This window comes from Shewanella woodyi ATCC 51908, assembly GCF_000019525.1.
Lineage (GTDB): Bacteria > Pseudomonadota > Gammaproteobacteria > Enterobacterales > Shewanellaceae > Shewanella > Shewanella woodyi.
In genome coordinates this window covers 4,485,489-4,507,530 of sequence record NC_010506.1, presented here as the reverse complement: position 1 = coordinate 4,507,530, position 22,042 = coordinate 4,485,489, and the positions used below count along the sequence as shown (strand labels likewise).

Here is a 22,042-nt window from a genome sequence, read left to right as displayed (position 1 = left end):
GGAGTATTGAATATGAGTGCAAGAAGTGCGGAGTTACTATCGCTTTATGAAGCTCTATTGGCGAAAGTCAAAGCTGATTACCTTAATGATAACTCGATGACTGTAAAGGAGTTATTTGCAGTTGTTACTAACGGTAAAGAGTTTCTCTCCCTTAAAGAGCAAGCTAAAGAAGATGAGTTAGCTTTAGTTGAACAATTTTTAAAACGTGATATCGCAAGCTACCTTCAGGAGAAAAATGATACAGATTTAAGTCATAGCCCTACCATGATCACTGTGGAGAACACAGTTTGGCATTGGTTGAGTGGTATTACAGACCGAAGCCAGATTGAGTGGCATGAGGTGTTACAGGACTTTAAGCATCAAGGTCATTACCAAAGTGGTGAAATCGTCGGGCAGGGAAACATGGTTTGTATTCACTGTGGCCACGAGATGAAGATTGAATTCCCCGGTGTGATCCCTGATTGTCCTGAATGTGATGAGAGTGAGTTTACTAGAGAAGCACTCGCACCTTAACAATGGATTTGATGATTTGAATCATCCAAAAAAATACCCGCATCAGCGGGTATTTTTTTGGAGATAGTATATTGAAATTTTAGTCTAGGCGATGTTTTACAAACCGAAATAGAAACAGTACAAGTAGCAATGATGACCAGAGAAGTATTGGCCACTCTCCCCATTTAGAAAATGCTGTGCTCCCTTTCACTAAGGGGATATCAGCTACTAATACACCAGCCTCAAATTGCGGCAACTTATGGGTAATATTGCCGTATTCATCCACGACAGCCGTGACGCCAGTGTTGGTGGCTCTGACCAGTGGACGACCAAGCTCAATGGAGCGCATCTGGGCTATCTCCATATGCTGTAGTGGACCGTTAGAGCTACCAAACCAGGCATCATTGGACACTGTGAGCAGTAACTCAGTATCTTCATTAACGTTGGCTCTTAACAGTTCAGGAAAAGCTATCTCATAACATATGGCTGGGGCTATCTGGTGGCCGACTGCTTCTAAGTTTGGTTGTTGATATTCGCCTCTGGAAAATGAAGACATAGGCAGATTAAAAAATGGGGCTATCGGCCTGAGCAGCGATTCAAATGGAACAAATTCACCAATAGGTAGAAGGTGGTGTTTTTTAAACTCATTGCCCCCGCCTATGGTGTAATCGGCTTGTTCTTGCTCTGGCTTATCATGGTTTCCAAGCACGATAAGTGAATTATAAAAATTATCTTGCTGCTGGCTGATGATGCCTGTGATGATGGCGCTGTTATTTAGATTTGCGACCTTATTGGCGTTATCCAGAAAATCAGCAACCATGGACTCAGGAGCTGGAATTGCAGCTTCTGGCCAGATAAAGATATCTGTGTCTGCAAGCTCAGGTCGTGAGAGATCCATGTATTTTAGCATGGTAGGCCACAATGCCTCGGGCTCCCACTTCATGCTTTGGGCAATATTACCTTGTACCAGTGTCACCTTAACCGACTCCCCTTTAGCTTCAACGCTTGAGAGCATTGGGCTTAGGTAAGTTGCAGTGATAAGTAGCGGCAAGATGATTGCGGCGCTGTGCCAGCGTTTTTGCAGACATAGGGCTAAGGAACCTGCGAGCATAGCAATAAGGTAGCTCAGTCCCAGTACACCAATGACACTGGCGAGCTCCTTTATTGGCCCTTCGGTTTGGGAGTATCCGGCCCATAACCAAGGAAATCCCGTTAACACCCAGCCTCTGGCCCACTCGGTCAGTGTCCATAGGATAGGGAAGAGCAGCAGATTTCTTGTGAGCGGATTTTTAGGGGACAGTTTTTGCAGTAGGTAGCCGCTTAGAGCGGGGTAGAGTGCCAGATAAAGGGCTAATAGTGCCATTAGTCCGATAGAGGCAATCAATGGCAGGCCGCCAAATTTATCCATGCTGACATGGACCCAGCTTATTCCAACTGAAAAACAACCAAATCCAAAGCTGAGCCAAAAGTTAAAGCTCTGTTTGGCGGATAGCGCGCGACTTAAATGCAGTGCAAATGCCATGGCGACTAAGTAGATTGGCCATATCGAGTAGGGAGCAAAAGCGAGTGTGGTACTGGCACCGGCAAAGTATGCCAGCACCAGACGTATTTTTGAATGATGGGCGGATGCCCGAAGTTTATTCAGCATTCCAGCCTCATCATAGAAAAGTTTATCGAGTTAAAAAAGGCGTTATTCGCTTTTCTCTTCGATGCTAGGGTCGGGGAGTTTGACCCTAAGTTGTAGTAACCTGCGAGTATCTGCACTGATCACGGTAAATTCAATACCATCGATGGTGACCTTTTCATTACGCTCTGGCAGATGGCCAAAGGCGTGAGAGACTAAGCCTCCAACGGTGTCGAACTCTTCGTCACTGAACTGGGTATTAAAGCTTTCATTGAAGTCTTCGATTGGAGTCAGTGCTTTGATCATATAGACCAATTTACTGACTTTACGGATCTCAGTCTCTTCGGCTGAGTCGTGATCGAACTCATCTTCAATTTCACCAACGATCTCTTCGAGAATATCTTCAATAGTGACCAAGCCTGAAACTCCACCATACTCATCGACGACGATCGCCATATGGTATCGCTGGGAGCGGAACTCTTTGAGAAGAACATCAACACGTTTACTCTCGGGAACAACAACAGCTGGACGGATAACTTGGCTTAAAGAGAAAGGCTCATCACTGTTTTTAAATCCATATTGGAGCAGGTCTTTTGCAAGCAAAATACCTTCAATATGATCTTTATCTTCGTTTACCACTGGAAAGCGTGAATGTGCAGAACTTATGACGGTAGAGAGAAGTTCTGTTACCGAATCATCTATTTGAAGTGCGACTATCTGCGCTCTTGGGATCATGATATCCCTTACGCGTAGATCGGATACTTCTAAGACACCTTTAATCATCTCTCGCGTATCTTCTGATATAACTTCACGAAGCTCGGCATCGTGTATTACTTCAACAAGATCATCGCGACTTTGAGGCTCGCCCTGAAACAACTGGCTTACTTTATCTAACCAGCTCTTCTTTTGGGCGCTGGTACTCGGTGGGATATCATCACTCATAGTGTTTACCTGATCTAAACTATTTAGCAACTATTGCCAAACACAGATCAATTATTGTTCCTTGTATGGATTGTTAAAACCTAAGCTTTCAATGAGTTGAGTCTCAATTGACTCCATCTCTTCAGCTTCGATATCGTTAATATGATCATACCCTAGCAGATGAAGACAACCATGTACAACCATGTGAGCCCAATGTGCTTGCAAGGGCTTGTTTTGCTGTATTGCTTCGTGTTCAACCACCGATGCACAGATGATTAAATCACCTAGCAAAGGGAGCTCAATTTCAGCGGGTGCTTCAAAAGGGAATGACAGTACATTTGTGGGCTTATCTTTTCCTCTATAGGTAGAATTAAGCGCCTGACTTTCCTCTGCATCGACAACTCGTACCGTCAATTCAGCCTCTGTCATGGTGTTTCTGAGTGCGGTGCGCACCCAAAGTTCAAAATCTTGTTGCGTTGGTAGCTGTTTATTATCCGTCGCTATCTGAAGATCGAGTGCCAATTCAAGCTTGGTGTGGCTAGTGCTCATTTTCTGTGGCTTCCTGAAGCTTATAATGGTTCTCACGTTTAGCTTTGGCAATTTGAGCTTTTTGGTCGTGTTCTTCGTAAGCTTCTACGATTCTGGCCACAACGGGGTGGCGAACTACGTCTTTTGCTTGGAAAAAGTTAAAGCTTATCTCTTCGACTTCACTGAGCACTTCAATGGCATGGCGTAAGCCAGACTTTTGGTGTTTTGGCAGATCTATTTGAGTAATATCCCCTGTGATAACGGCGCGTGAGTTAAAGCCGATACGGGTCAGAAACATCTTCATCTGCTCAACGGTAGTGTTTTGGCTCTCATCGAGGATGATAAAGGCATCATTAAGGGTGCGTCCACGCATATAAGCCAGTGGAGCGACCTCAATCACATTACGTTCAATCAAACGCTCTACTTTTTCAAAGCCCATCATCTCAAACAGTGCATCGTAAAGAGGTCGAAGGTATGGATCGACCTTCTGACTTAAGTCACCGGGCAAAAAGCCAAGTTTCTCACCCGCTTCAACGGCTGGACGAGTCAGTAATATGCGGCGAACTTCTTGACGTTCTAAGGCATCAACAGCGGCAGCAACGGCAAGGTAGGTTTTACCTGTACCGGCAGGACCAATACCAAATGTGATGTCATGGGTCGCGATATTGGCAACGTAATCGCTTTGATTAGGATTGCGGGGTTTAATCACGCCACGTTTGGTCTTTATATAGAGCTCTTTGTCATCCCTTGGCAGTTCAGCTTCCAGAGCCACAGCTTCTTGAATGGCAAGGTGGACAGTATCAGGCTCTAAATCAGGCGTGCTGCCCTTAACAGATTGTGTTTCAACATAGAGAGACTTAAGCAGGTTATTGACGCTTAAGCAGTTCTTCGCTTGGCCTACAATTTGAAAATGGTTATCACGGTAGCTGATCTCAACACCAATTCGACGCTCTAACTGCTTAATATTGTCATCAAATGGACCGCATAGAGACAATAAACGGCGAGTATCGGCTGGCTCAAGGTATAGGTTAAGCGTGGTTAACTTGTTAGACAAAAATGACTCCAGATGAGCATAGACATATACTCACAGTTTACGAGCGAAACAGGACAATTGCTAATGGTATTTACCGGCACAATAGAGACGAAAAAGGCAGCATAAACTATGCCGCCTTTTTTGTTACGGTGTGATTTTAAGGGATATACTGAGTTACACCTAGTTCGTCATCTTTCTTATGTTTAGCAAGAATATCTGACGGACGTAGTGAACGTCTAAGATCCATCTCATCTTCGCCGCGAATAAAGTTACCTCTTAGTGAGTTTGTATAGACATCTACAATCTCTACATCGACGAAACTGCCAATATGCTTAGGATCGGCCTCGAAGTTAACTACACGACTTGTCTCTGTACGGCCTCTTAACTCCATCGGATTTTTAACCGAAGGACCTTCGACTAGAATACGCTGAACTGTGCCAAGCATCTGACGACTATAGCGCATCGCTTGTTGAGTTATTCTGTCTTGTAAGATAGCTAAACGCTCTTTCTTCTCATCAAGAGTTACATCATCGGGCAGATCCGATGCTGGGGTACCAGGGCGTGCACTGTAGATAAAGCTAAAGCTATGATCAAATTGAACATCTTCAATCAACTTCATGGTGTCTTCGAAATCTTGCTTAGATTCACCAGGGAAGCCGATGATGAAATCTGAACTGACCTGAATATCTGGGCGAGCCTTGCGTAGACGACGAATAATAGACTTGTACTCGATAGCCATATGACCACGTTTCATCTGGGTCAAAATTCTATCTGAACCCGATTGAACCGGCAGGTGAAGGAAGCTAACCAGTTCAGGGGTGTCTTCGTAAACATCAATAATATCTTGAGTAAACTCAATTGGGTGGCTGGTGGTAAAACGCAGTCTATCAATGCCATCAATTGCCGCAACATAGCGAAGCAACTCAGCAAAGGTACAGATCTCATCATCATGAGTTGCGCCGCGATATGCGTTAACGTTTTGACCTAAAAGGTTTACTTCACGCACACCCTGTTCAGCTAACTGGGCTATCTCTAGAATAACGTCATCAAGGGGGCGACTGACCTCTTCACCGCGTGTATAAGGCACAACGCAGAAAGAGCAATACTTGCTGCAACCTTCCATAATTGAGACAAAAGCACTTGGTCCATCAGCGCGAGGTTCTGGTAGACGGTCAAACTTTTCGATTTCAGGGAAGCTCACATCGATGACGGCTTTACCTCCTGCTTCGATCTGATCGATCATCTCTGGCAGGCGGTGAAGTGTTTGAGGGCCGAAAATCAGATCGACACACTGGGCGCGATCTTTAATCACTTTGCCCTCTTGTGACGCGACACAGCCACCAACACCAATAATAAGGTTGGGGTTTTTATCTTTTAGTTTTTTCCAGCGCCCAAGTTGATGGAACACCTTTTCCTGAGCTTTTTCACGGATAGAACAGGTATTTAGCAGAAGTACATCAGCCTCTTCAGCCTCTTCTGTTAAGGTGTACCCTTTATACTCATCCATTAGATCAGCCATCTTAGATGAGTCATACTCATTCATCTGACAGCCCCAGGTTTTAATATGGAGTTTCTTGCTCATCAGTTTATGTCACTCTTGGTACCACGGGAAAAATAGCGCAACATTTTACCCCTTGAGCAGGGCACTGACCAGCTTTTGGACTGTTTAATTGAAAATTATCTACTCAGTGCTGTTTTGTTCCTGCTCAGGAGCTTGATGCATTGCTGACATATAGGGGGTTGTATTGGCCATTTTCATGATACTTGTGCGGGCTTGCTGATAGATATCGGCTTGGATCTGTAATCTAAAATTGACTAACATATCCGTCGTATATTGATATAGGGCATAATCTGTTGGTTCTCTATAGGTTACAGTGATTGTTTCCATTGGCTTGGCTTTGTTTTGTTGTTTAACTAAATCAGCGCTTGCAGTCAGTGGAAGTAGGCTTGCTGCAAGTAGGGCTAATGGTGTCATGATTTTCATAATTGGCTCACTTATAATCAGGTCAGATTTGTTCGATGAATTGAGTGTAAGACATGCTCATGTGTGCAGATGGGGCTGTTTGTAAGAGGGTGTGAATATTTATGGTACTAGTAACATTTACATACTTTTTTAAATGTTCCAGTCATAGTTGAGTACTGTTAACTGGATCAAAAGAGATAATAGAATGGGAATTCAATCGTGAGTGAGTCACAAGTTAAGCCAGTTAGCAAAGATGTTGTTATTCTAGGCGGCGGTATGGTGGGAGCTGCAACGGCTATTGGTTTAGCGCAGCTGGGACTTAATATCGCAGTTATTGAGGCTTTTGAGCCAGAACCCTATAACGATAAGCAAGAGATAGATATTCGTGTTTCCGCAGTGAGCGTAGCATCTGAGAATTTATTAGAGCGCTTAGGAGCCCTTGCTGGGTTAAGTCAAATGCGAAGGGCTGCTTATTTAGGGCTTGAGACTTGGGAGCTGGAGGGATTTATCACCCAGTTTCACGCAGATCAGGTTGGTGTGACACATCTTGGTCATATTGTAGAGAACCGACTTATTCAACTTTCCCTTTGGGAGCAGTTTAAGCAGTATGACAATATTGAGCTTTTGTCGCCAGTTAGGGTTGAGCGTTTTAGCCGTCATGATGATGCCGTTGTGGTGCACCTTAATAATGCGACTTGCATAGAGGCTAAGTTGCTTGTGGGCGCAGACGGGGCTAATTCGCAAGTAAGACAGTGGGCTGGTATTGGATTGACTGGTTGGGATTATGCGCAATCGGCGATGTTGATCAATATTAAAACAGCGCAAGGACAGCAAGATGTTACTTGGCAACAGTTTACCCCCAATGGTCCAAGATCTTTACTTCCTCTGCCCGGTAATCACGCCTCTTTAGTTTGGTATGATGATGCAAATCGGATCGCGCAACTGTCTTTGATGAGTGAAAAGGCGTTAGGCGAACAGATTAAGCGGCATTTTCCTGCAAGGTTAGATAGAGATTTTGAGGTCCTGCAGAAGGGAAGTTTTAAACTCACCAGACGTCATGCGCAAACTTACTATTCAGACAATGTGGTGATTTTGGGAGATGCGGCTCATACCATTAACCCGCTTGCTGGTCAGGGAGTCAATATTGGCTTTAAAGATGTAGAGGCGATTATCTCATCGGTATCCTCAAGTTTGAGTAAAGGCGAAGCTTGGTGGGAAGAGGGGACATTAAAGGCTTATGAGAAGTTACGTTATCAGGATAACCAGTTGATGATGACGGCAATGGACCTTTTCTATGCAGGCTTTAGTAATGAGTTGCTGCCATTAAAAGTGATGCGAAATGCCGCATTGAAGATTGCTAACATCGACTCCCCGATAAAAAAGCATGTGCTTATGTATGCGATGGGACTTAAATAACGCTGCTAGCTTTTATATTTATTAGTATTTGGCTTTTGTCTGCTGTGGCAAAAGCCGCGTGCTAGATTTAACCTTTCTATAGCCCATATTCATTCCCCATTTTTACTTTTAATTCCTCTGCTGATAATGCGGTGACTGCTAATAGTTTGTTGACTGGGTCATTGAGTGTTAAAATGCCGCGTTTTTATCTGCATCGTGCTTTTATTTGGCGGAACCGCTAATGAAAAAAGGCTGGCAGTGCTAAGTCACATCGAACCAAAGAATAGGCTGAATGAGTAATATAAAACTAATAGTTGGGCTCGCAAATCCGGGTGAAAAATACGCCCAGACTAGACATAATGCTGGGGCCTGGTACGTACAAGAGTTAGCGAGAGTATGCGGCGCAACTTTAGTGGCAGATAGTAAATATTTTGGTCTGACGGCAAGAGTGACGCTACATGGAAAAGATGTGCGCTTGCTGATCCCAAGTACGTTTATGAATCTTAGCGGTAAGTCAGTAGGGGCTATGGCTAACTTCTTTCGTATTGAAGCTGATGAAATATTAGTGGCTCATGATGAGCTGGATATGGAGCCAGGTGTTGCCAAGTTTAAACTTGGTGGTGGCCATGGTGGCCATAATGGTTTGAAAGATATCATCGCAAGTCTCGCTAACAATAAAGGCTTTTATCGCCTTCGTATCGGTATTGGTCACCCTGGTGATAAAAGCCAAGTGAGCAATTATGTCTTAGGTAAAGCACCGGGGACAGAGCAGGCTGCGATTGAAGATGTGATTGATGAAGCAGTTAGGTCAACTGAGGTGCTCTTTAACCAAGATATGGCCAAGGCCATGAACCGGTTGCACGCTTATAAGGCTTAAAATAGTCTCGTCTTGATCATTAGATTAAGGCGGCAAGAATTTGATTAAGTCGCCGATGGCGGCTTTGTATATACCCAAATTGGCAGTGACCCTGTTAGTTTGTAATTGATATTAAAGGTAAACGATATGGGTTTTAAATGTGGCATTGTAGGCTTGCCAAACGTAGGTAAATCAACATTATTCAATGCGTTAACTAAAGCGGGCATCGAAGCGTCTAACTTCCCGTTTTGTACTATTGAACCAAATACTGGTGTTGTGCCTGTACCTGATGCTCGTTTGGATGCATTAGCTCAGATAGTTAACCCTGAACGTGTGCTACCAACAACTATGGAGTTTGTCGATATTGCAGGTCTAGTTGCTGGCGCTTCTAAAGGTGAAGGTCTAGGAAACAAGTTCCTCGCTAACATTCGTGAGACGGATGCCATCGGTCACGTTGTACGTTGTTTCGAAGATGACAATATCGTTCACGTTGCTAATAAAGTTTCACCAGCTTCAGATATTGAAGTGATTAACACTGAACTTGCATTAGCGGATCTTGACTCTTGTGAGCGTGCTATCACTCGTCAGGCCAAACGTGCTAAAGGTGGCGACGCCGATGCCAAGTTTGAAGTTTCTGTACTTGAAAAGATGCGCCCAGTGCTTGATGAAGGTGACATGCTGCGCTCTATGGAGCTAAGTAAAGAGGAGTTAGCTGCCGTTGCGTATCTGAACTTCCTGACGCTTAAGCCTACTATGTATATTGCTAACGTTGCCGAAGATGGGTTTGAAAACAATCCACATTTAGATACCGTTCGTGAAATTGCTGCTAAAGAGAATGCTGTTGTTGTTGCTGTTTGTGCTGCGATCGAGTCTGAGCTTGCAGAGATGGATGCAGAGGACCGCGAAGAGTTTATGGCTGATCTTGGTTTGGAAGAGCCAGGCTTAGATCGTGTTATTCGTGCCGGTTACGACCTATTGACGCTGCAAACTTACTTTACCGCTGGTGTTAAAGAGGTGCGTGCTTGGACTGTTCCTGTTGGCGCGAGTGCACCAAAAGCTGCTGGTGTTATCCATACCGATTTTGAGCGTGGCTTCATTCGTGCTCAAGTGATGGCTTACGATGACTTCATTACTTATAAAGGTGAAGCTGGCGCTAAGGAAGCGGGTAAGTTAAGAGTTGAAGGTAAAACTTACATCGTTAAAGATGGCGATGTTATGCATTTCCTATTTAACGTATAGGAATTTTAAGCCTCTTATTAGCTTTTAATATTGCTAAAGCAAATGGCTCAATTGAAGAATTGAGCCATTTTTGTTTTTTGTTTTAACTTGATGTGAGTTTTTGGTGGCAAAAATTGATTGGAACTGGCTTAAATTGCGCATCTAGTCATCACTTTGACGAAGTTATAGCCGAACGATTGCAATAGTAAAAAATAGCGAAAAAAGCTGTTGACCTAGATGAGCTGAATAAGCATAATACGCCCCGTTCCTCAGCAAGAGGGACAAGAAACAAAACGATGGCAATATAGCTCAGCTGGTTAGAGCACAGCATTCATAATGCTGGGGTCGCAGGTTCAAGTCCCGCTATTGCTACCATCTTTCTCAAGATGTTAAACTAGAGAGCTGTAGTCTGAGAGTGGTGGTGTTGATGTTAGACGCGCCAGATTCTATATGCTGCCATCTTAATCGAGATGTAAAACTAGATGCAGTGCGGGAGTGGTGGTGTTGATGTTAGACACGCCAGATTCTATATGCTGCCATCTTAATCGAGATGTAAAACTAGATGCAGTGCGGGAGTGGTGGAATTGGTAGACACGCCAGATTTAGGTTCTGGTGCCGTAAGGTGTGAGAGTTCAAGTCTCTCTTCCCGTACCATTTATTAAAGATGATTTGCCTCTGGCAGATTGTTTGAAAAAGTTAGATTGGGGTATCGCCAAGCGGTAAGGCACCGGGTTTTGATCTCGGCATTCCCAGGTTCAAATCCTGGTACCCCAGCCATTTTTAAAAGTGGTTTATGTGGCAATATAGCTCAGCTGGTTAGAGCACAGCATTCATAATGCTGGGGTCGCAGGTTCAAGTCCCGCTATTGCTACCATCTTTTCTTCAGATGAAAAATGAAGAGTTGCAGTGAATACTGTCATCTTGATCAAGATGTAAAACTGGTTACAGTATGGAAGTGGTGGTGTTGATGTCAAACACGCTGGTTTTGTCTGTTGCAGTGCGGGAGTGGTGGAATTGGTAGACACGCCAGATTTAGGTTCTGGTGCCGTAAGGTGTGAGAGTTCAAGTCTCTCTTCCCGTACCATTATTTACATGATGAGCTAAGGCTTGTTGTGGTTTTAAAAAGATTGATTGGGGTATCGCCAAGCGGTAAGGCACCGGGTTTTGATCTCGGCATTCCCAGGTTCAAATCCTGGTACCCCAGCCATTTTAAAAGGTTAATTTATTGACCTTGTCATCGGTAGTTAATGAGGTTTTTTCTCATGCTATTGAAGATGAAGCAGGGAAACTTGCAGCAAAGTTCGATGCGGGAGTGGTGGAATTGGTAGACACGCCAGATTTAGGTTCTGGTGCCGCAAGGTGTGAGAGTTCAAGTCTCTCTTCCCGTACCATCGAATTTTTAAATAGCTTTATTGGGGTATCGCCAAGCGGTAAGGCACCGGGTTTTGATCTCGGCATTCCCAGGTTCAAATCCTGGTACCCCAGCCAATTTAGACCTGTCTATGACAGGTTTTTTCATCTATCAAGATGTAAAACTGACGCATCTTAATCAAGATGTAAAACTGATGTAGTGCGGGAGTGGTGGAATTGGTAGACACGCCAGATTTAGGTTCTGGTGCCGTAAGGTGTGAGAGTTCAAGTCTCTCTTCCCGTACCATTTATTAAAAGATAACTTGCTTTAGCAGGTTGTTTGTAAAAGCTAGATTGGGGTATCGCCAAGCGGTAAGGCACCGGGTTTTGATCTCGGCATTCCCAGGTTCAAATCCTGGTACCCCAGCCATATACAAAAAAGCCCGTCTTATGACGGGCTTTTTTGTGCCTAAAATTCAGTAAACTACCTCCTTTTTGTTATCTGTAAGTCAATCAGCCCTCCTCATGAGTATCGATATGGTTTACTCTAATACTTCACTTTACCAAGGGAGTTGTTTTTGTGAATCGCTTTAAAATGATCATATTCGCTATTTTTGTGTGGGGATTAATCCCCTCATCGCTTCTGGCTGAACCTGCGCCGCTCGAGATCAAAAAAGTCAAACCTAAGTCCTCAGATCGCTATATAAACGCCGTTCATAAAGAGATAGTCACTAAGACAGATGATCTGAATAAAATCCGTTACGCGATACTTGAGGGGATGCTGACAACCAAAGGCATTGCTTGGCTCTATGACGGAGAGGGTGAAGGTTATATTCTGGCAAGGTTTACCTATCGCGGCGATACAAATGTCATGAGGATTGAGTACAACCAATCATTAGTGCAGCTTAAGTACCACGATGCTCTTGGTGATTATGAGTGTAAAAACTTGATTGATGATATCTGCTATAAAAATGGTCGAGGTTACTATAACTATATAAAAAACCTTAGAAAGAGTATCGCCAGACAGTTAATGCGTCTGTAGTGAGGGATGAGATGAAAAAAGTAATCGCAAGTTTAATAATAGGTTTAAGCTCAATGGCTGTGTTTGATGCCCAGGCGATACATAGTTACCAAGATCCTGTGCCATTTAAAGGGTATGTGAAAGATATTGGTCCTCTGCTTGAAAAGGTGATGAAGCGTAACCATTGGCAGCTATCTAAAAATGACTCAGGCAGCTACTTTGCCGATCTGAATTATAAAGATTATCAGGTTCAAGCAAAGCTTTTAGTGCAAGATGAAACGCTTGCCATTGAGCTTATCTCGGCGCAGCGACCTAATTGTACTAAGAGAAGCTGTAAAGTTGATGATGATACCGTGGATGACTGGTTAGTTAGATTACGTAAGCAGATAGCCCTAGATGTGACTAAAGCTGTCAGAGATGATGCACTAAGAAAAAGTTTTATGTGATGTTGCTGGTGATTATACCAATCAGTATAAGAAGTTGATCTACTCAGAGTGTCTTTTGGCAAACTAATTCAAGGCGAATGGATGATAGAATGGTTGTTCCCTTGTGAATTCATTCAACGCAGAAGTAGGCAGCCAAAAACACTCCTTACAGGCGAGTTTTAGCGGTTCTGATGCTGTGTTAACGAGCTTGACCGTAGAGCAACTATGCTCTTCACTCGTTGCCTTGCCTCAGGACCGCTAAACTCTCGCTGAGCGATCAAATCTTTATACTGATTGGTATTAGCCATAAAAAACGCACTCAGTGAGTGCGTTTTTTTGATGCGCAATAAAATTAATTAGTGCTTAAACATCGCAGAGATAGACTCTTCGTTGCTTACTCGGCGGATAGCTTCAGCCATCAGCGTTGACATGGTCAACTGAGTAACCTTATCCAGTGCCTGGATCTCTTTGCTCAATGGAATAGTATCGGTCACAATCACTTCATCAATAACAGATTCAGCGATGTTCTTCGCTGCATTGCCAGAGAATACTGGGTGAGTTGCGTAAGCGAATACACGGTTAGCACCATGCTCTTTCAATGCTTCTGCCGCTTTACATAGGGTTCCGCCAGTATCGATCATGTCATCAACGATAATACAATCACGACCTTGAACATCACCTATGATATGCATAACCTGAGCAACGTTTGCTTGAGGACGACGCTTATCGATAATCGCTAAGTCTGAATCATCAAGTAGCTTAGCGACTGCACGAGCACGTACAACACCGCCAATATCTGGAGACACAACGACAGGGTTTTCAAGTTTCTTATCTAACATATCTTCAAGCAGCACAGGGCTACCGAATACGTTATCAACAGGAACATCGAAGAACCCTTGGATCTGCTCGGCGTGAAGATCACAGGTCAATACTCGGTCAACACCTACACTAGATAGGAAGTCAGCAACAACCTTAGCGGTAATAGGTACACGAGCACTACGTACGCGTCTGTCTTGACGAGCGTAACCGAAGTAAGGGATCACAGCGGTAATACGACCAGCTGAAGCACGACGAAGTGCGTCAACCATAACGATAAGCTCCATTAGGTTATCGTTAGTCGGTGCACAAGTAGATTGAATGATGAAGACATCCGCACCACGTACATTTTCGTTTATCTGGACACTGATTTCGCCATCACTGAAAACGCCAACATCCGCGTCTCCAAGTTTACAAAATAGACGGTCGGCTATCTTCTTAGCGAGACTAGGTGTTGCGTTACCAGCAAAAAGTTTAATGTCAGGCACTGTATCAACCTCAGGCGTATGCTTCATTAAATGGCTGGGGCATAAAAAAGGTTGCCCCAGAAAGTGTTCTTTAAAGTTGCGCTAAACGTAACTCTAAAGGCGATATGTTTGTCCCTTTAGCAACAAAACCTGTCATGTTACTTGGCAACTGAGCCAAGGCATCCTGTGCTTGCTGCTGCTGTTCGAATTCTCCGAAAACACAAGCCCCGGTTCCCGTCATTCTGGACGGCGCATATTCTATCAGCCAGTCTAAGGTTTTGGCAACTTGAGGGTATCTTTTTACGACAAGTTCTTGGCAGTCATTTCTCCATGGGCTGCTCATTAATGAGTCTAGATCTAACTTGGGGGTATTTCGTGGTAGATCTGGATCTTGGAATATTTCAGCTGTGGAAACATGCACATCTGGAACCAAAACAAGGTACCAATACTCCTTGGGAGAAACTTGAATTAATTTTTCCCCCACACCTTCAGCAAAAGCAGACAAACCATTAATAAAAACAGGAACATCAGCACCAAGAGCTAGTCCTAATTCTGCCAATTCATCTCGACTTAAATGGGTCTGCCATAGCGCATTTAGTGCGATTAAACAGGTGGCTGCATCCGATGAACCTCCCCCTATTCCTCCGCCCATAGGTAAGCGTTTATCGAGCCAAATTTCAGCGCCTTTTTCTGTTGCGGTTCTCTCTTGAAGTAATTTTGCGGCACGCAGAATTAAGTTATCGCTATCTGCGACAACGTTACCGATATTTGAGTGTAATTTCAGTGAGCCGTCATCGGTGACCTTAAAATCTAATAGATCACCATGACTGATAAATTGAAAAAGTGTCTGAAGTTCATGATAACCATCCTCACGTCTATGGTTAACGTGCAGGAAAAGGTTTAACTTTGCAGGTGCGGGCCAGCCTAAAGATAGTTGGTTGCTCATTATCATTTCTTCTGATTATTTGTCGCTAAAGTGGTGGCCGAAAGTGCCTGCCATTGGCTTATCTGTATCTTGAGTCTTAGTTGCTCTCTGGTGAGTTCTAGCAACCTTGGTATCTCTGCGCCGCTTTGCTTTTGCCAGCTATTAAACTCGACCCTCCAAGGTGGTGAGTCTTTTTCTGAAAGTAATACTGTGGGTCTTAACTGGAGATCTTGATTGATAATTTTATCATCTTGAGCTGCTTGCCCTGTTATCCAAAGGGGCAGGGCATTAACAGGGATAGACCAACCTGTGATCTCAGTTAGCAACTCTTGAGCGTCATCATGCTGATACACTTTTCCGTCTACCTCTAATTTAGCGACCCCCTCCTCGGTTGTTAAGGAGAGTAAAGTGGTGCCGAGCATAGTGGTCAACTTAAGCTCATTAATATCGGCAGTATGTAGCCAATAGAGGTTGGTACTAAATTTATCATCGGCAGTTCTGACCGCGAGTTTTCCCTGCATCTCCCAAGCTTGGGCTTGTGAAACATGATTAACCTGAACCGGGATCAGGTTGTCGGGAGTCTTAGTGGCACAAGCTGACAGTAAAGAGAGGCTTAATATCACCCAGACAAGCTTGGTTTTTGTGAAGTAGCTCAAATTATTCATCTATTGCTGATATTGATGGTTTCATATGATACGAGTGCCTGATGAGAATACAATGGAAATCAGCAAATTTACTGAAATCCTTGCGCTATCAAGCTTGTAAGCTTTTTAAGAGTTCTAGCTTAACCTCTTTTAAAAGGTGACCTTAATTATAAAAACGGATAAGAATTAAGATTATTATTCGGTTTTGTTAAGCATATTCTGTTTTTAGTTCATTCAATTCAGTAGAATGAACGACAATAAATGAGATGCCTAGAGACCAGAACGAGTCAGATGAGCCTTGTAGCAATCGGTATTAATCATAAAACAGCCACGGTCGACCTACGCGAGAAGGTAGCCTTTTCTCCAGACAAAATTCATGATGCCATGAAGAGTTTGGCGAAATGTACCAAGACCGGCGAAGCTGTGATCATATCAACCTGTAACCGCACAGAGCTGTACACCAATACTGGTGATGAGGCCGAGGTTATTCGTTGGTTCGAAGAGTATCACCAACTCAGTCACGAAGAGGTGGAGCCCTGCTTGTATAAGTTTGAGGGCCAAGGGGTGGTGAAGCACCTAATGCGAGTTTCTTCGGGTTTGGATTCCTTGATTTTAGGTGAGCCTCAGATCTTAGGGCAAGTGAAGCAGTCTTTTGCTAAAGCGAGAGAGGCGGGTTCAGTTGCTATCACTATGGATCGCCTGTTTCAAAATACATTTTCAGTAGCAAAGAAAGTACGGACAGAAACCGAGATTGGTGCTGCGGCCGTATCTGTTGCCTTTGCTGCCGTGAGTATGGCAAAGCATATCTTCTCCTCAATCAGTTCAACTAAGGTGTTGCTGATAGGTGCTGGTGAGACGATAGAGCTGGTTGCCAGACACCTAAAAGATAACGGTGTGGACTCTATGGTTGTTGCCAACCGAACACTTTCACGTGCTGAAGGCATGTGTGATGAGTTCGGGGCCACTGCAATTACACTCGAACAGATACCAGATTTTCTCCCAAAGGCTGATATCGTGATATCATCCACCGCCAGCCCATTACCTATACTCGGTAAAGGCATGGTAGAAAAAGCGCTTAAGCAGCGTCGTCATCAACCTATGTTGTTGGTAGATATAGCAGTTCCTCGCGATATTGAAGCCGAGGTTGCCGACCTTGACGATGCCTTCCTCTATACAGTGGATGACCTGCAGAGCATCATTGAACAGAATATGGCCTCACGTAGAGAGGCTGCCGAGCAAGCTGAAGTAATTGCTGAAAATGAGTCACATCTTTTCATGGAGTGGGTCAGATCGTTAGAGTCGGTCGACAGTATCCGTGAGTACCGTACCCAAAGTATGGCGATTAAAGATGAGCTAGTTGAGCGTGCGATCAATAAGTTAGCCCAGGGTGGGGATAGTGAACAACTATTACTTGAACTGGCAAATAAGCTAACCAATAAACTGATCCACGCGCCAACACAAGCCTTAACAGCAGCGAGCCGCCAAGGCGATTTGAATAGCATTGGCCAGCTTAGAAGTGCGCTCGGATTAGATAAAAACTAAGGTTAGCGTTTTATAATGAAGGACAGTGTGATTCGCAAGCTTGAAGGCTTGCTTGAGCGTAACGAAGAGGTTTTGGCTCTACTTAGCGATCCGAGTGTTATCGCTGATCAGGAGCGTTTTCGTGCGCTTTCTAAAGAGTATTCTCAGCTTGAAGATGTCGTTAAGAGCTTCACCGCTTTTCAACAAGCGACAGAAGATCTTGAAGCTGCAAAAGAGATGCTTAATGAGGACGACCCTGAGCTAAAAGAGATGGCTCAAGAGGAGATGAAGGAAGCTAAATCTGTACTAGAAACGCTAGAAGATGAGCTCCAGATCCTGCTGCTTCCTAAAGACCCTAACGATGATAATAATGCCTTTATCGAGATCCGTGCTGGTGCGGGTGGCGATGAAGCGGCTATCTTTGCTGGCGATCTGTTCCGTATGTACAGCAAGTACTCAGAGAGCAACCGTTGGCAGATAGAGGTCATGAACACCAATGAAGGTGAACATGGCGGATTTAAAGAGGTCATCGCAAAAATTAGCGGTGAAGGTGTTTACGGTAAACTTAAGTTTGAGTCCGGTGGACACCGAGTTCAACGTGTGCCAGAAACAGAATCTCAAGGTCGCGTTCATACTTCTGCCTGTACTGTGATTGTTCTGCCTGAAATTCCAGAAGCAGAAGCGATTGAAATCAATAAGGCCGACTTAAAAGTTGATACCTTCCGTGCATCGGGTGCCGGTGGTCAGCACGTCAACAAAACCGACTCTGCTATTCGTATCACACATATCCCGACGGGAATTGTTGTTGAATGTCAGGATCAACGCTCTCAGCACAAAAACCGTGCTCAAGCCATGAGCGTGCTTTCTGCTCGAATTCAAGCGGTAGAAGATGAAAAGCGTCGTAGCGAAGAGGAGAGCACTCGCCGTAACTTAGTCAGTAGTGGCGATCGTTCTGAACGTATACGTACCTACAACTTCCCTCAAGGGCGTATGAGCGATCACAGAATCAACCTGACTCTATATCGCTTAAACGAAGTGATGGAAGGCGTGCTAGATGTGATTATCGAGCCATTAATATTAGAAAACCAAGCTGATCTGTTAGCGGCGTTAGCTGAAGACTAACTCGACGAGTCTTGCTAAAAGCTATTTAAATAAGGTTTCAAATTAAGGACAGCCTTTGTACCAAACACTTTCTGAGGCCCTAGCCTGGGCCTCACCTCAGTTGCTTGATGTTTCCGATACACCTAAGCTAGATGCTGAAGTGATGTTGCTGCATATCATACATAAACAGCGAGGTTACCTTTATACTTGGCCTGATGAGCGCTTAACATCAGAGCAGATAGATGACTATACCAAGATGGTTGGTAGACGTGTTATCGGCACTCCAATAGCCCATATTGTTGGCGAACGTGAGTTCTGGTCACTGCCATTTATGGTTAATCCAACCACCTTGATCCCAAGACCTGACACCGAAATCTTAGTGGAAACGGCCCTGAACCTGCCATTAGCCGAAGCAGCGAAAGTGCTTGATTTAGGCACAGGAACCGGCGCAATAGCCCTGTCTCTGGCTTATGAGAAACCAAGCTGGCAGATCACCGCAGTCGACAAGATAATCGAAGCTGTGGCTTTAGCCAAAGCTAACCGCTCTCATCTAAAGTTGCCTCAGGTTGATATAATTCAAAGTGATTGGTTTGATTCGGTTAACTGTTACGATTTCAATCTGATTGTCTCTAATCCTCCCTACATAGATGAAGAGGACTCTCATCTTGAAGAGGGGGATGTTAGGTTTGAACCTCACAGTGCCTTAACTGCGCCTGAACATGGTTTTGCCGATCTCTACCATATCGCCGATTGTGCTCGAGATTATCTTGCACCAGGTGGTTACTTGTTGCTTGAGCATGGCTTTGGTCAGGCACTGCAGCTTAGGGATAAGATGATCGAGCTTGGCTATGAGAATGTCGCCACAGTGCGAGATTTTGGTAGTAATGATCGCTGCACTTTGGGGCGTTGGCCAAGATAGTGGGCGCCGGGGCATCGGCTGGTTCTGCTTTTTTGAGTTAGGCTGAACAGCCCTGAGCCTGCTTTAAATTAACAGCCCTGAGCGTATTTTGAATAAGGTGAATTAGAACGCCATTGGTAGCTCTCATACCAATGGCGTTTTTGTTTGTAGAACGACAAAACTTGTTAGCCTTCGAATGAAGGCTGATTATATTATCTGATTTATTTTCTGGCTAAAGTATTGTTACCGTCATCCTGAACTCCCTCTTGTTGCTAAAAGTAGGATCCAGCTTTATGTTATTGGATAGTTTGTTTGAAGGTCGTACCTTCATAGTTATCTATCGCTGGCAGCGTGCTTATGTGTAGATACTTCTGCGAGGCGCCGCAAGCACGTCCTTGTGGGCTCTACCAAAACATCCCTGTTTTGGAAGCTCGCAGCCGCATCTACACTTACTGTTCTTAAAGCAAGATTATCCCTTCGATTTTGACTTATCTGGGTAAACCGCTAACACGTAAAGCTTTGGCTATAGAAAAGCTAATATGAAAGGGTTTTGCATAGTCTATAAGTTATGCCTGTCCTATCTTCTGATGACATAATGCCTCTTTTACAAGGGCTGTGCATACATGGCTCTTCGTCGAAAGTGGTGGAAGACGTAACTTTTAATATAAACTCCTCAATACAATTCCACTTTTTACCACCGTCATGAGCGATACGCTTTTATACCAAAAGGTATTAGGTTTAGAAGTCCCTTGGTTAGTCTCTAATGTTCAACTTGATGAAGAACTTCAACGTATTACCGTTGTTGTGGACTATGTTCATAACGGTGATCTCGTTTGTCCTGTCTGCCAGCAAGCTGGCCGACATTATGATTCTCGTCCTCGAACTTGGCGTCATTTAGATACTTGTCAATTTGAAACCCTAATCCACTCAAAAGTGCCTCGAGTTCACTGCCCTGAACATGGCTATCAGACACTACAAGTCCCTTGGGCACATGAAAGTAGTCGGTACACTGAATTGCTAGAAATGAGGGTACTGAAGATGCTAGCAATGAGTACGTTAAATGCTGTGAGTAAATTCTTTAAACTCAGTTGGGGAGCCATTGACCGAATAATGGAACGAGCGGTCGCGAGAGGGCTCGCACATCGTACAACTTACTCAACTGAAGCATTGTTAATTGATGAAACAGCGATTAAAAAAGGGCGTGACTATGTCACTGTTCTATCCAACTCTCAAGGCCAAGTATTAGCCGTTGCAGATGGTCGTTCTAAGGCCAGTTTTAACGCTTGCTTTGAGCAATTACCTTCATACACGACTTCGCTAACCAAGACCATCTGTATGGACATGAGCCCTGCTTATATTTCAGCAGCAAAAGCAGCATTTCCTGACGCTGAAAAGCGGATTGCATTTGACCATTTCCATATTGCTAAATTACTGACTGAAGCTGTCAATGCCATACGAAGAGATGAAATATACAGGCTGTCTCCCTCAATGAGACAAGAGGCTCATCGCACACGTTTCTTTTGGCTTAAACGAAGGCACAACTTACCTGCCCATAGCCAAGAGAGACTTAATAAATTAGTGCCTTCATTAATGGATACAGCCCTTGCTTGGTACTTTAAAGAGCAAGCTCGTGACATTTGGTATAGCAACAGCGTTCGGGGCACTAAACAGAGATGGCTAGAATGGATAGCTTTAATTAAGGCAACTAATATCAAGCCTTTAATGTCCGTAGCTGAAACAGTTGAGTCTAAATTATGGGGCATACTTAATGCGATGCGTTTTGGTGTTTCAAATGGTCTAGCAGAAGCTATCAATAGTCAAATAAGGCTGCTGAGAGTAAAAGCCATGGGGTATAGAAATACAGAGCGATTTAAGCGAGCAATACTGTTCCACTTTGGGAAGTTGGATATGGAGTTCCACCATTAACAGCGAAGAGCCGCATACATACAGTTATAACTGATATCGAGATAACTTGCCTAAAAAAGATGCACGAAATGGAGGGGTGACGCATCGATAACTCAAGTAAATATTTTTATTCTATTTAATATCAAAGTATTGAGAGAGTGCCAAAAGTGTTATGCGGACCTCATAAACACCCACGCATCTTTTTATCGGGTGATTTATGGTATTTTGTCTAACTTCTACTAAAAGTAACCCATTTACAACAGTGAGTTACCAGTGTTAGGTTAACAAAAAACAACCAAGCAGACTGGAACATTATCCTGCTGCTAATCAATAAGCTGTTAGGTTTACTATGACTATCAAACACTACCTTTATTCATTATGGCTGGTTCCTATTTGCCTGATGTTTGCCTTATTGCCGCAGACGGAGTTGGAGGAGGTTGCTGTAGTTTTCAATGTTGAATTAATGAAACCAATTAAGGCGGTCATAGTTGGCTTCGTAATAGGGATGGTATTTCGGCTGCATAAAGTTTCCGACTATATTGGAACAATGCCCTTAGGAGGTTTGGTTACAGGCCTTGCACTTGGGGTTGTTGGGGCTGGTTTAGCTATTGGAGGCTTCGTTTGTGGTGTGATTATCCTGTTGCTACATGGCTCTGTAAACCTCTTGGGAGCGCCCCTTCATCTTTTAAGCCTTGGCTTGTCTGCGTATCTAATTTACCAAGTGTCGCATTGGCGAAAAGTTGAAACCTAACAAGAGACTATGGCGTCAATAGCTAAATTTGAGCTTTTGGCGCTTCCCACACTTTCCCCAAAAAAAGGGCCATCTCTTAGCATCGAATTTAACGTTACAACCATCTTCCTGATACAGGCAATTATCGCGACTTTCTTTGGTTTTCTTGCTGCCATTGAATAAATGAGGACAGGCATTGGTAATTTTTG

At 44.0% G+C, this 22,042-nt stretch carries 20 protein-coding genes, 10 tRNA genes and 1 pseudogene; 21 read left to right on the top strand and 10 right to left on the bottom strand.

Annotation, left to right across the window (positions count from 1 at the left end; translation table 11 throughout):
* The first annotated feature begins 12 nt into the window (after nt 1–12).
* Nucleotides 13–513 carry a zinc ribbon-containing protein gene (locus tag SWOO_RS19055; protein ID WP_012326293.1) on the top strand — a complete coding sequence of 167 codons (501 nt, stop codon included), beginning with the start codon at nt 13–15 and terminating at the stop codon, nt 511–513.
* Nucleotides 514–592: 79 nt separating this feature from the next.
* Here the strand turns inward: SWOO_RS19055 and lnt are convergent, their stop codons facing one another.
* The 6 genes from lnt to SWOO_RS19025 form a co-directional block, all read right to left on the bottom strand.
* Nucleotides 593–2,140 carry an apolipoprotein N-acyltransferase gene (lnt, locus tag SWOO_RS19050; protein ID WP_012326292.1) on the bottom strand — a complete coding sequence of 516 codons (1,548 nt, stop codon included), beginning with the start codon at nt 2,138–2,140 and terminating at the stop codon, nt 593–595.
* A gap of 42 nt (nt 2,141–2,182) precedes the next feature.
* Complete coding sequence (gene corC / locus SWOO_RS19045) at nt 2,183–3,058, bottom strand: CNNM family magnesium/cobalt transport protein CorC (protein ID WP_012326291.1); 876 nt, start codon at nt 3,056–3,058, stop codon at nt 2,183–2,185.
* Between the two features lie 51 nt (nt 3,059–3,109).
* Nucleotides 3,110–3,586, bottom strand: coding sequence for an rRNA maturation RNase YbeY (gene ybeY / locus SWOO_RS19040; protein WP_012326290.1), 477 nt, complete (start codon nt 3,584–3,586; stop codon nt 3,110–3,112).
* Nucleotides 3,576–4,619, bottom strand: a complete 1,044-nt coding sequence (locus SWOO_RS19035) for a PhoH family protein (protein ID WP_012326289.1) — start codon at nt 4,617–4,619, stop codon at nt 3,576–3,578. Before SWOO_RS19035 ends, ybeY begins: the two co-directional genes overlap by 11 nt.
* 136 nt (nt 4,620–4,755) lie before the next feature.
* Entirely contained in the window at nt 4,756–6,180 is a 1,425-nt protein-coding gene (miaB, locus tag SWOO_RS19030) for a tRNA (N6-isopentenyl adenosine(37)-C2)-methylthiotransferase MiaB (protein WP_012326288.1), read from the bottom strand.
* Nucleotides 6,181–6,279: 99 nt separating this feature from the next.
* Nucleotides 6,280–6,582: a hypothetical protein gene (locus tag SWOO_RS19025; protein ID WP_012326287.1), complete on the bottom strand. Its 303-nt coding sequence runs from the start codon at nt 6,580–6,582 to the stop codon at nt 6,280–6,282.
* Nucleotides 6,583–6,837: 255 nt separating this feature from the next.
* Between SWOO_RS19025 and SWOO_RS19020 the strand changes: the two genes are divergently transcribed.
* The 15 genes from SWOO_RS19020 to SWOO_RS18950 all read left to right on the top strand — a co-directional run bounded on the left by SWOO_RS19020 (nt 6,838) and on the right by SWOO_RS18950 (nt 12,847).
* Entirely contained in the window at nt 6,838–7,977 is a 1,140-nt protein-coding gene (locus tag SWOO_RS19020; protein ID WP_229377431.1) for an FAD-dependent monooxygenase, read from the top strand.
* 271 nt (nt 7,978–8,248) lie between these two features.
* Nucleotides 8,249–8,833 carry an aminoacyl-tRNA hydrolase gene (gene pth / locus SWOO_RS19015; RefSeq protein WP_012326285.1) on the top strand — a complete coding sequence of 195 codons (585 nt, stop codon included), beginning with the start codon at nt 8,249–8,251 and terminating at the stop codon, nt 8,831–8,833.
* Nucleotides 8,834–8,959: 126 nt separating this feature from the next.
* Complete coding sequence (ychF, locus tag SWOO_RS19010; RefSeq protein ID WP_012326284.1) at nt 8,960–10,051, top strand: redox-regulated ATPase YchF; 1,092 nt, start codon at nt 8,960–8,962, stop codon at nt 10,049–10,051.
* A gap of 277 nt (nt 10,052–10,328) precedes the next feature.
* A tRNA-Met gene (locus SWOO_RS19005) sits at nt 10,329–10,405 on the top strand.
* Nucleotides 10,406–10,599: 194 nt separating this feature from the next.
* Nucleotides 10,600–10,684, top strand: a tRNA-Leu gene (locus SWOO_RS19000).
* Between the two features lie 48 nt (nt 10,685–10,732).
* A tRNA-Gln gene (locus SWOO_RS18995) sits at nt 10,733–10,807 on the top strand.
* A 20-nt stretch (nt 10,808–10,827) separates the two neighbouring features.
* Nucleotides 10,828–10,904 (top strand) — tRNA-Met (locus tag SWOO_RS18990).
* A gap of 125 nt (nt 10,905–11,029) precedes the next feature.
* Nucleotides 11,030–11,114, top strand: a tRNA-Leu gene (locus tag SWOO_RS18985).
* 48 nt (nt 11,115–11,162) lie between these two features.
* Nucleotides 11,163–11,237: transfer RNA gene (locus SWOO_RS18980), tRNA-Gln, on the top strand.
* Nucleotides 11,238–11,336: 99 nt separating this feature from the next.
* Nucleotides 11,337–11,421: transfer RNA gene (locus SWOO_RS18975), tRNA-Leu, on the top strand.
* A 22-nt stretch (nt 11,422–11,443) separates the two neighbouring features.
* Nucleotides 11,444–11,518: transfer RNA gene (locus SWOO_RS18970), tRNA-Gln, on the top strand.
* An 84-nt stretch (nt 11,519–11,602) separates the two neighbouring features.
* Nucleotides 11,603–11,687, top strand: a tRNA-Leu gene (locus tag SWOO_RS18965).
* Between the two features lie 48 nt (nt 11,688–11,735).
* Nucleotides 11,736–11,810 (top strand) — tRNA-Gln (locus SWOO_RS18960).
* Between the two features lie 150 nt (nt 11,811–11,960).
* Nucleotides 11,961–12,422 carry a hypothetical protein gene (locus SWOO_RS18955; protein ID WP_229377253.1) on the top strand — a complete coding sequence of 154 codons (462 nt, stop codon included), beginning with the start codon at nt 11,961–11,963 and terminating at the stop codon, nt 12,420–12,422.
* Nucleotides 12,423–12,433: 11 nt separating this feature from the next.
* Nucleotides 12,434–12,847 carry a hypothetical protein gene (locus SWOO_RS18950; protein WP_012326282.1) on the top strand — a complete coding sequence of 138 codons (414 nt, stop codon included), beginning with the start codon at nt 12,434–12,436 and terminating at the stop codon, nt 12,845–12,847.
* A gap of 335 nt (nt 12,848–13,182) precedes the next feature.
* Here SWOO_RS18950 and SWOO_RS18945 read toward each other — a convergent pair whose 3' ends face one another.
* From SWOO_RS18945 to lolB, 3 genes are all read right to left on the bottom strand, one after another.
* Nucleotides 13,183–14,130, bottom strand: coding sequence for a ribose-phosphate pyrophosphokinase (locus SWOO_RS18945; RefSeq protein ID WP_041418273.1), 948 nt, complete (start codon nt 14,128–14,130; stop codon nt 13,183–13,185).
* Between the two features lie 70 nt (nt 14,131–14,200).
* Complete coding sequence (gene ispE, locus SWOO_RS18940; RefSeq protein WP_012326280.1) at nt 14,201–15,055, bottom strand: 4-(cytidine 5'-diphospho)-2-C-methyl-D-erythritol kinase; 855 nt, start codon at nt 15,053–15,055, stop codon at nt 14,201–14,203.
* A gap of 2 nt (nt 15,056–15,057) precedes the next feature.
* Entirely contained in the window at nt 15,058–15,699 is a 642-nt protein-coding gene (gene lolB, locus SWOO_RS18935) for a lipoprotein insertase outer membrane protein LolB (RefSeq protein WP_012326279.1), read from the bottom strand.
* A 270-nt stretch (nt 15,700–15,969) separates the two neighbouring features.
* Here lolB and hemA point away from each other — a divergent pair, with 270 nt between their 5' ends.
* From hemA to SWOO_RS18910, 5 genes are all read left to right on the top strand, one after another.
* Nucleotides 15,970–17,220, top strand: a complete 1,251-nt coding sequence (hemA, locus tag SWOO_RS18930; RefSeq protein WP_012326278.1) for a glutamyl-tRNA reductase — start codon at nt 15,970–15,972, stop codon at nt 17,218–17,220.
* A 15-nt stretch (nt 17,221–17,235) separates the two neighbouring features.
* Nucleotides 17,236–18,321, top strand: a complete 1,086-nt coding sequence (gene prfA / locus SWOO_RS18925) for a peptide chain release factor 1 (RefSeq protein ID WP_012326277.1) — start codon at nt 17,236–17,238, stop codon at nt 18,319–18,321.
* A 55-nt stretch (nt 18,322–18,376) separates the two neighbouring features.
* Entirely contained in the window at nt 18,377–19,219 is an 843-nt protein-coding gene (prmC, locus tag SWOO_RS18920) for a peptide chain release factor N(5)-glutamine methyltransferase (RefSeq protein ID WP_012326276.1), read from the top strand.
* Nucleotides 19,220–19,900: 681 nt separating this feature from the next.
* On the top strand, nt 19,901–21,124 hold the full coding sequence (locus SWOO_RS18915) for an ISL3-like element ISShwo4 family transposase (RefSeq protein ID WP_012325263.1): 1,224 nt from the start codon (nt 19,901–19,903) through the stop codon (nt 21,122–21,124).
* Between the two features lie 328 nt (nt 21,125–21,452).
* A complete protein-coding gene (locus SWOO_RS18910; RefSeq protein WP_041417797.1) occupies nt 21,453–21,854 on the top strand; it encodes a hypothetical protein in 402 nt (133 codons plus the stop codon).
* A 22-nt stretch (nt 21,855–21,876) separates the two neighbouring features.
* Here the strand turns inward: SWOO_RS18910 and SWOO_RS26520 are convergent.
* Nucleotides 21,877–22,009: pseudogene (locus tag SWOO_RS26520) on the bottom strand (IS110 family transposase); the annotation flags it as partial.
* Between the last annotated feature and the right edge of the window lie 33 nt (nt 22,010–22,042).

What these genes read in the sequence shown, in the direction of transcription:
- pth (WP_012326285.1), top strand. Translation starts at nt 8,249, where the DNA reads ATGAGTAATATAAAACTAATAGTTGGGCTCGCAAATCCGGGTGAAAAA.
- miaB (WP_012326288.1), bottom strand. Translation starts at nt 6,180, where the DNA reads ATGAGCAAGAAACTCCATATTAAAACCTGGGGCTGTCAGATGAATGAG.
- SWOO_RS18915 (WP_012325263.1), top strand. Translation starts at nt 19,901, where the DNA reads ATGAGCGATACGCTTTTATACCAAAAGGTATTAGGTTTAGAAGTCCCT.
- SWOO_RS19055 (WP_012326293.1), top strand. Translation starts at nt 13, where the DNA reads ATGAGTGCAAGAAGTGCGGAGTTACTATCGCTTTATGAAGCTCTATTG.
- SWOO_RS18910 (WP_041417797.1), top strand. Translation starts at nt 21,453, where the DNA reads ATGACTATCAAACACTACCTTTATTCATTATGGCTGGTTCCTATTTGC.
- prfA (WP_012326277.1), top strand. Translation starts at nt 17,236, where the DNA reads ATGAAGGACAGTGTGATTCGCAAGCTTGAAGGCTTGCTTGAGCGTAAC.
- ybeY (WP_012326290.1), bottom strand. Translation starts at nt 3,586, where the DNA reads ATGAGCACTAGCCACACCAAGCTTGAATTGGCACTCGATCTTCAGATA.
- SWOO_RS19020 (WP_229377431.1), top strand. Translation starts at nt 6,838, where the DNA reads ATGGTGGGAGCTGCAACGGCTATTGGTTTAGCGCAGCTGGGACTTAAT.
- lnt (WP_012326292.1), bottom strand. Translation starts at nt 2,140, where the DNA reads ATGCTGAATAAACTTCGGGCATCCGCCCATCATTCAAAAATACGTCTG.
- lolB (WP_012326279.1), bottom strand. Translation starts at nt 15,699, where the DNA reads ATGAATAATTTGAGCTACTTCACAAAAACCAAGCTTGTCTGGGTGATA.
- ychF (WP_012326284.1), top strand. Translation starts at nt 8,960, where the DNA reads ATGGGTTTTAAATGTGGCATTGTAGGCTTGCCAAACGTAGGTAAATCA.
- SWOO_RS18950 (WP_012326282.1), top strand. Translation starts at nt 12,434, where the DNA reads ATGAAAAAAGTAATCGCAAGTTTAATAATAGGTTTAAGCTCAATGGCT.
- SWOO_RS19025 (WP_012326287.1), bottom strand. Translation starts at nt 6,582, where the DNA reads ATGAAAATCATGACACCATTAGCCCTACTTGCAGCAAGCCTACTTCCA.
- ispE (WP_012326280.1), bottom strand. Translation starts at nt 15,055, where the DNA reads ATGAGCAACCAACTATCTTTAGGCTGGCCCGCACCTGCAAAGTTAAAC.
- hemA (WP_012326278.1), top strand. Translation starts at nt 15,970, where the DNA reads ATGAGCCTTGTAGCAATCGGTATTAATCATAAAACAGCCACGGTCGAC.
- corC (WP_012326291.1), bottom strand. Translation starts at nt 3,058, where the DNA reads ATGAGTGATGATATCCCACCGAGTACCAGCGCCCAAAAGAAGAGCTGG.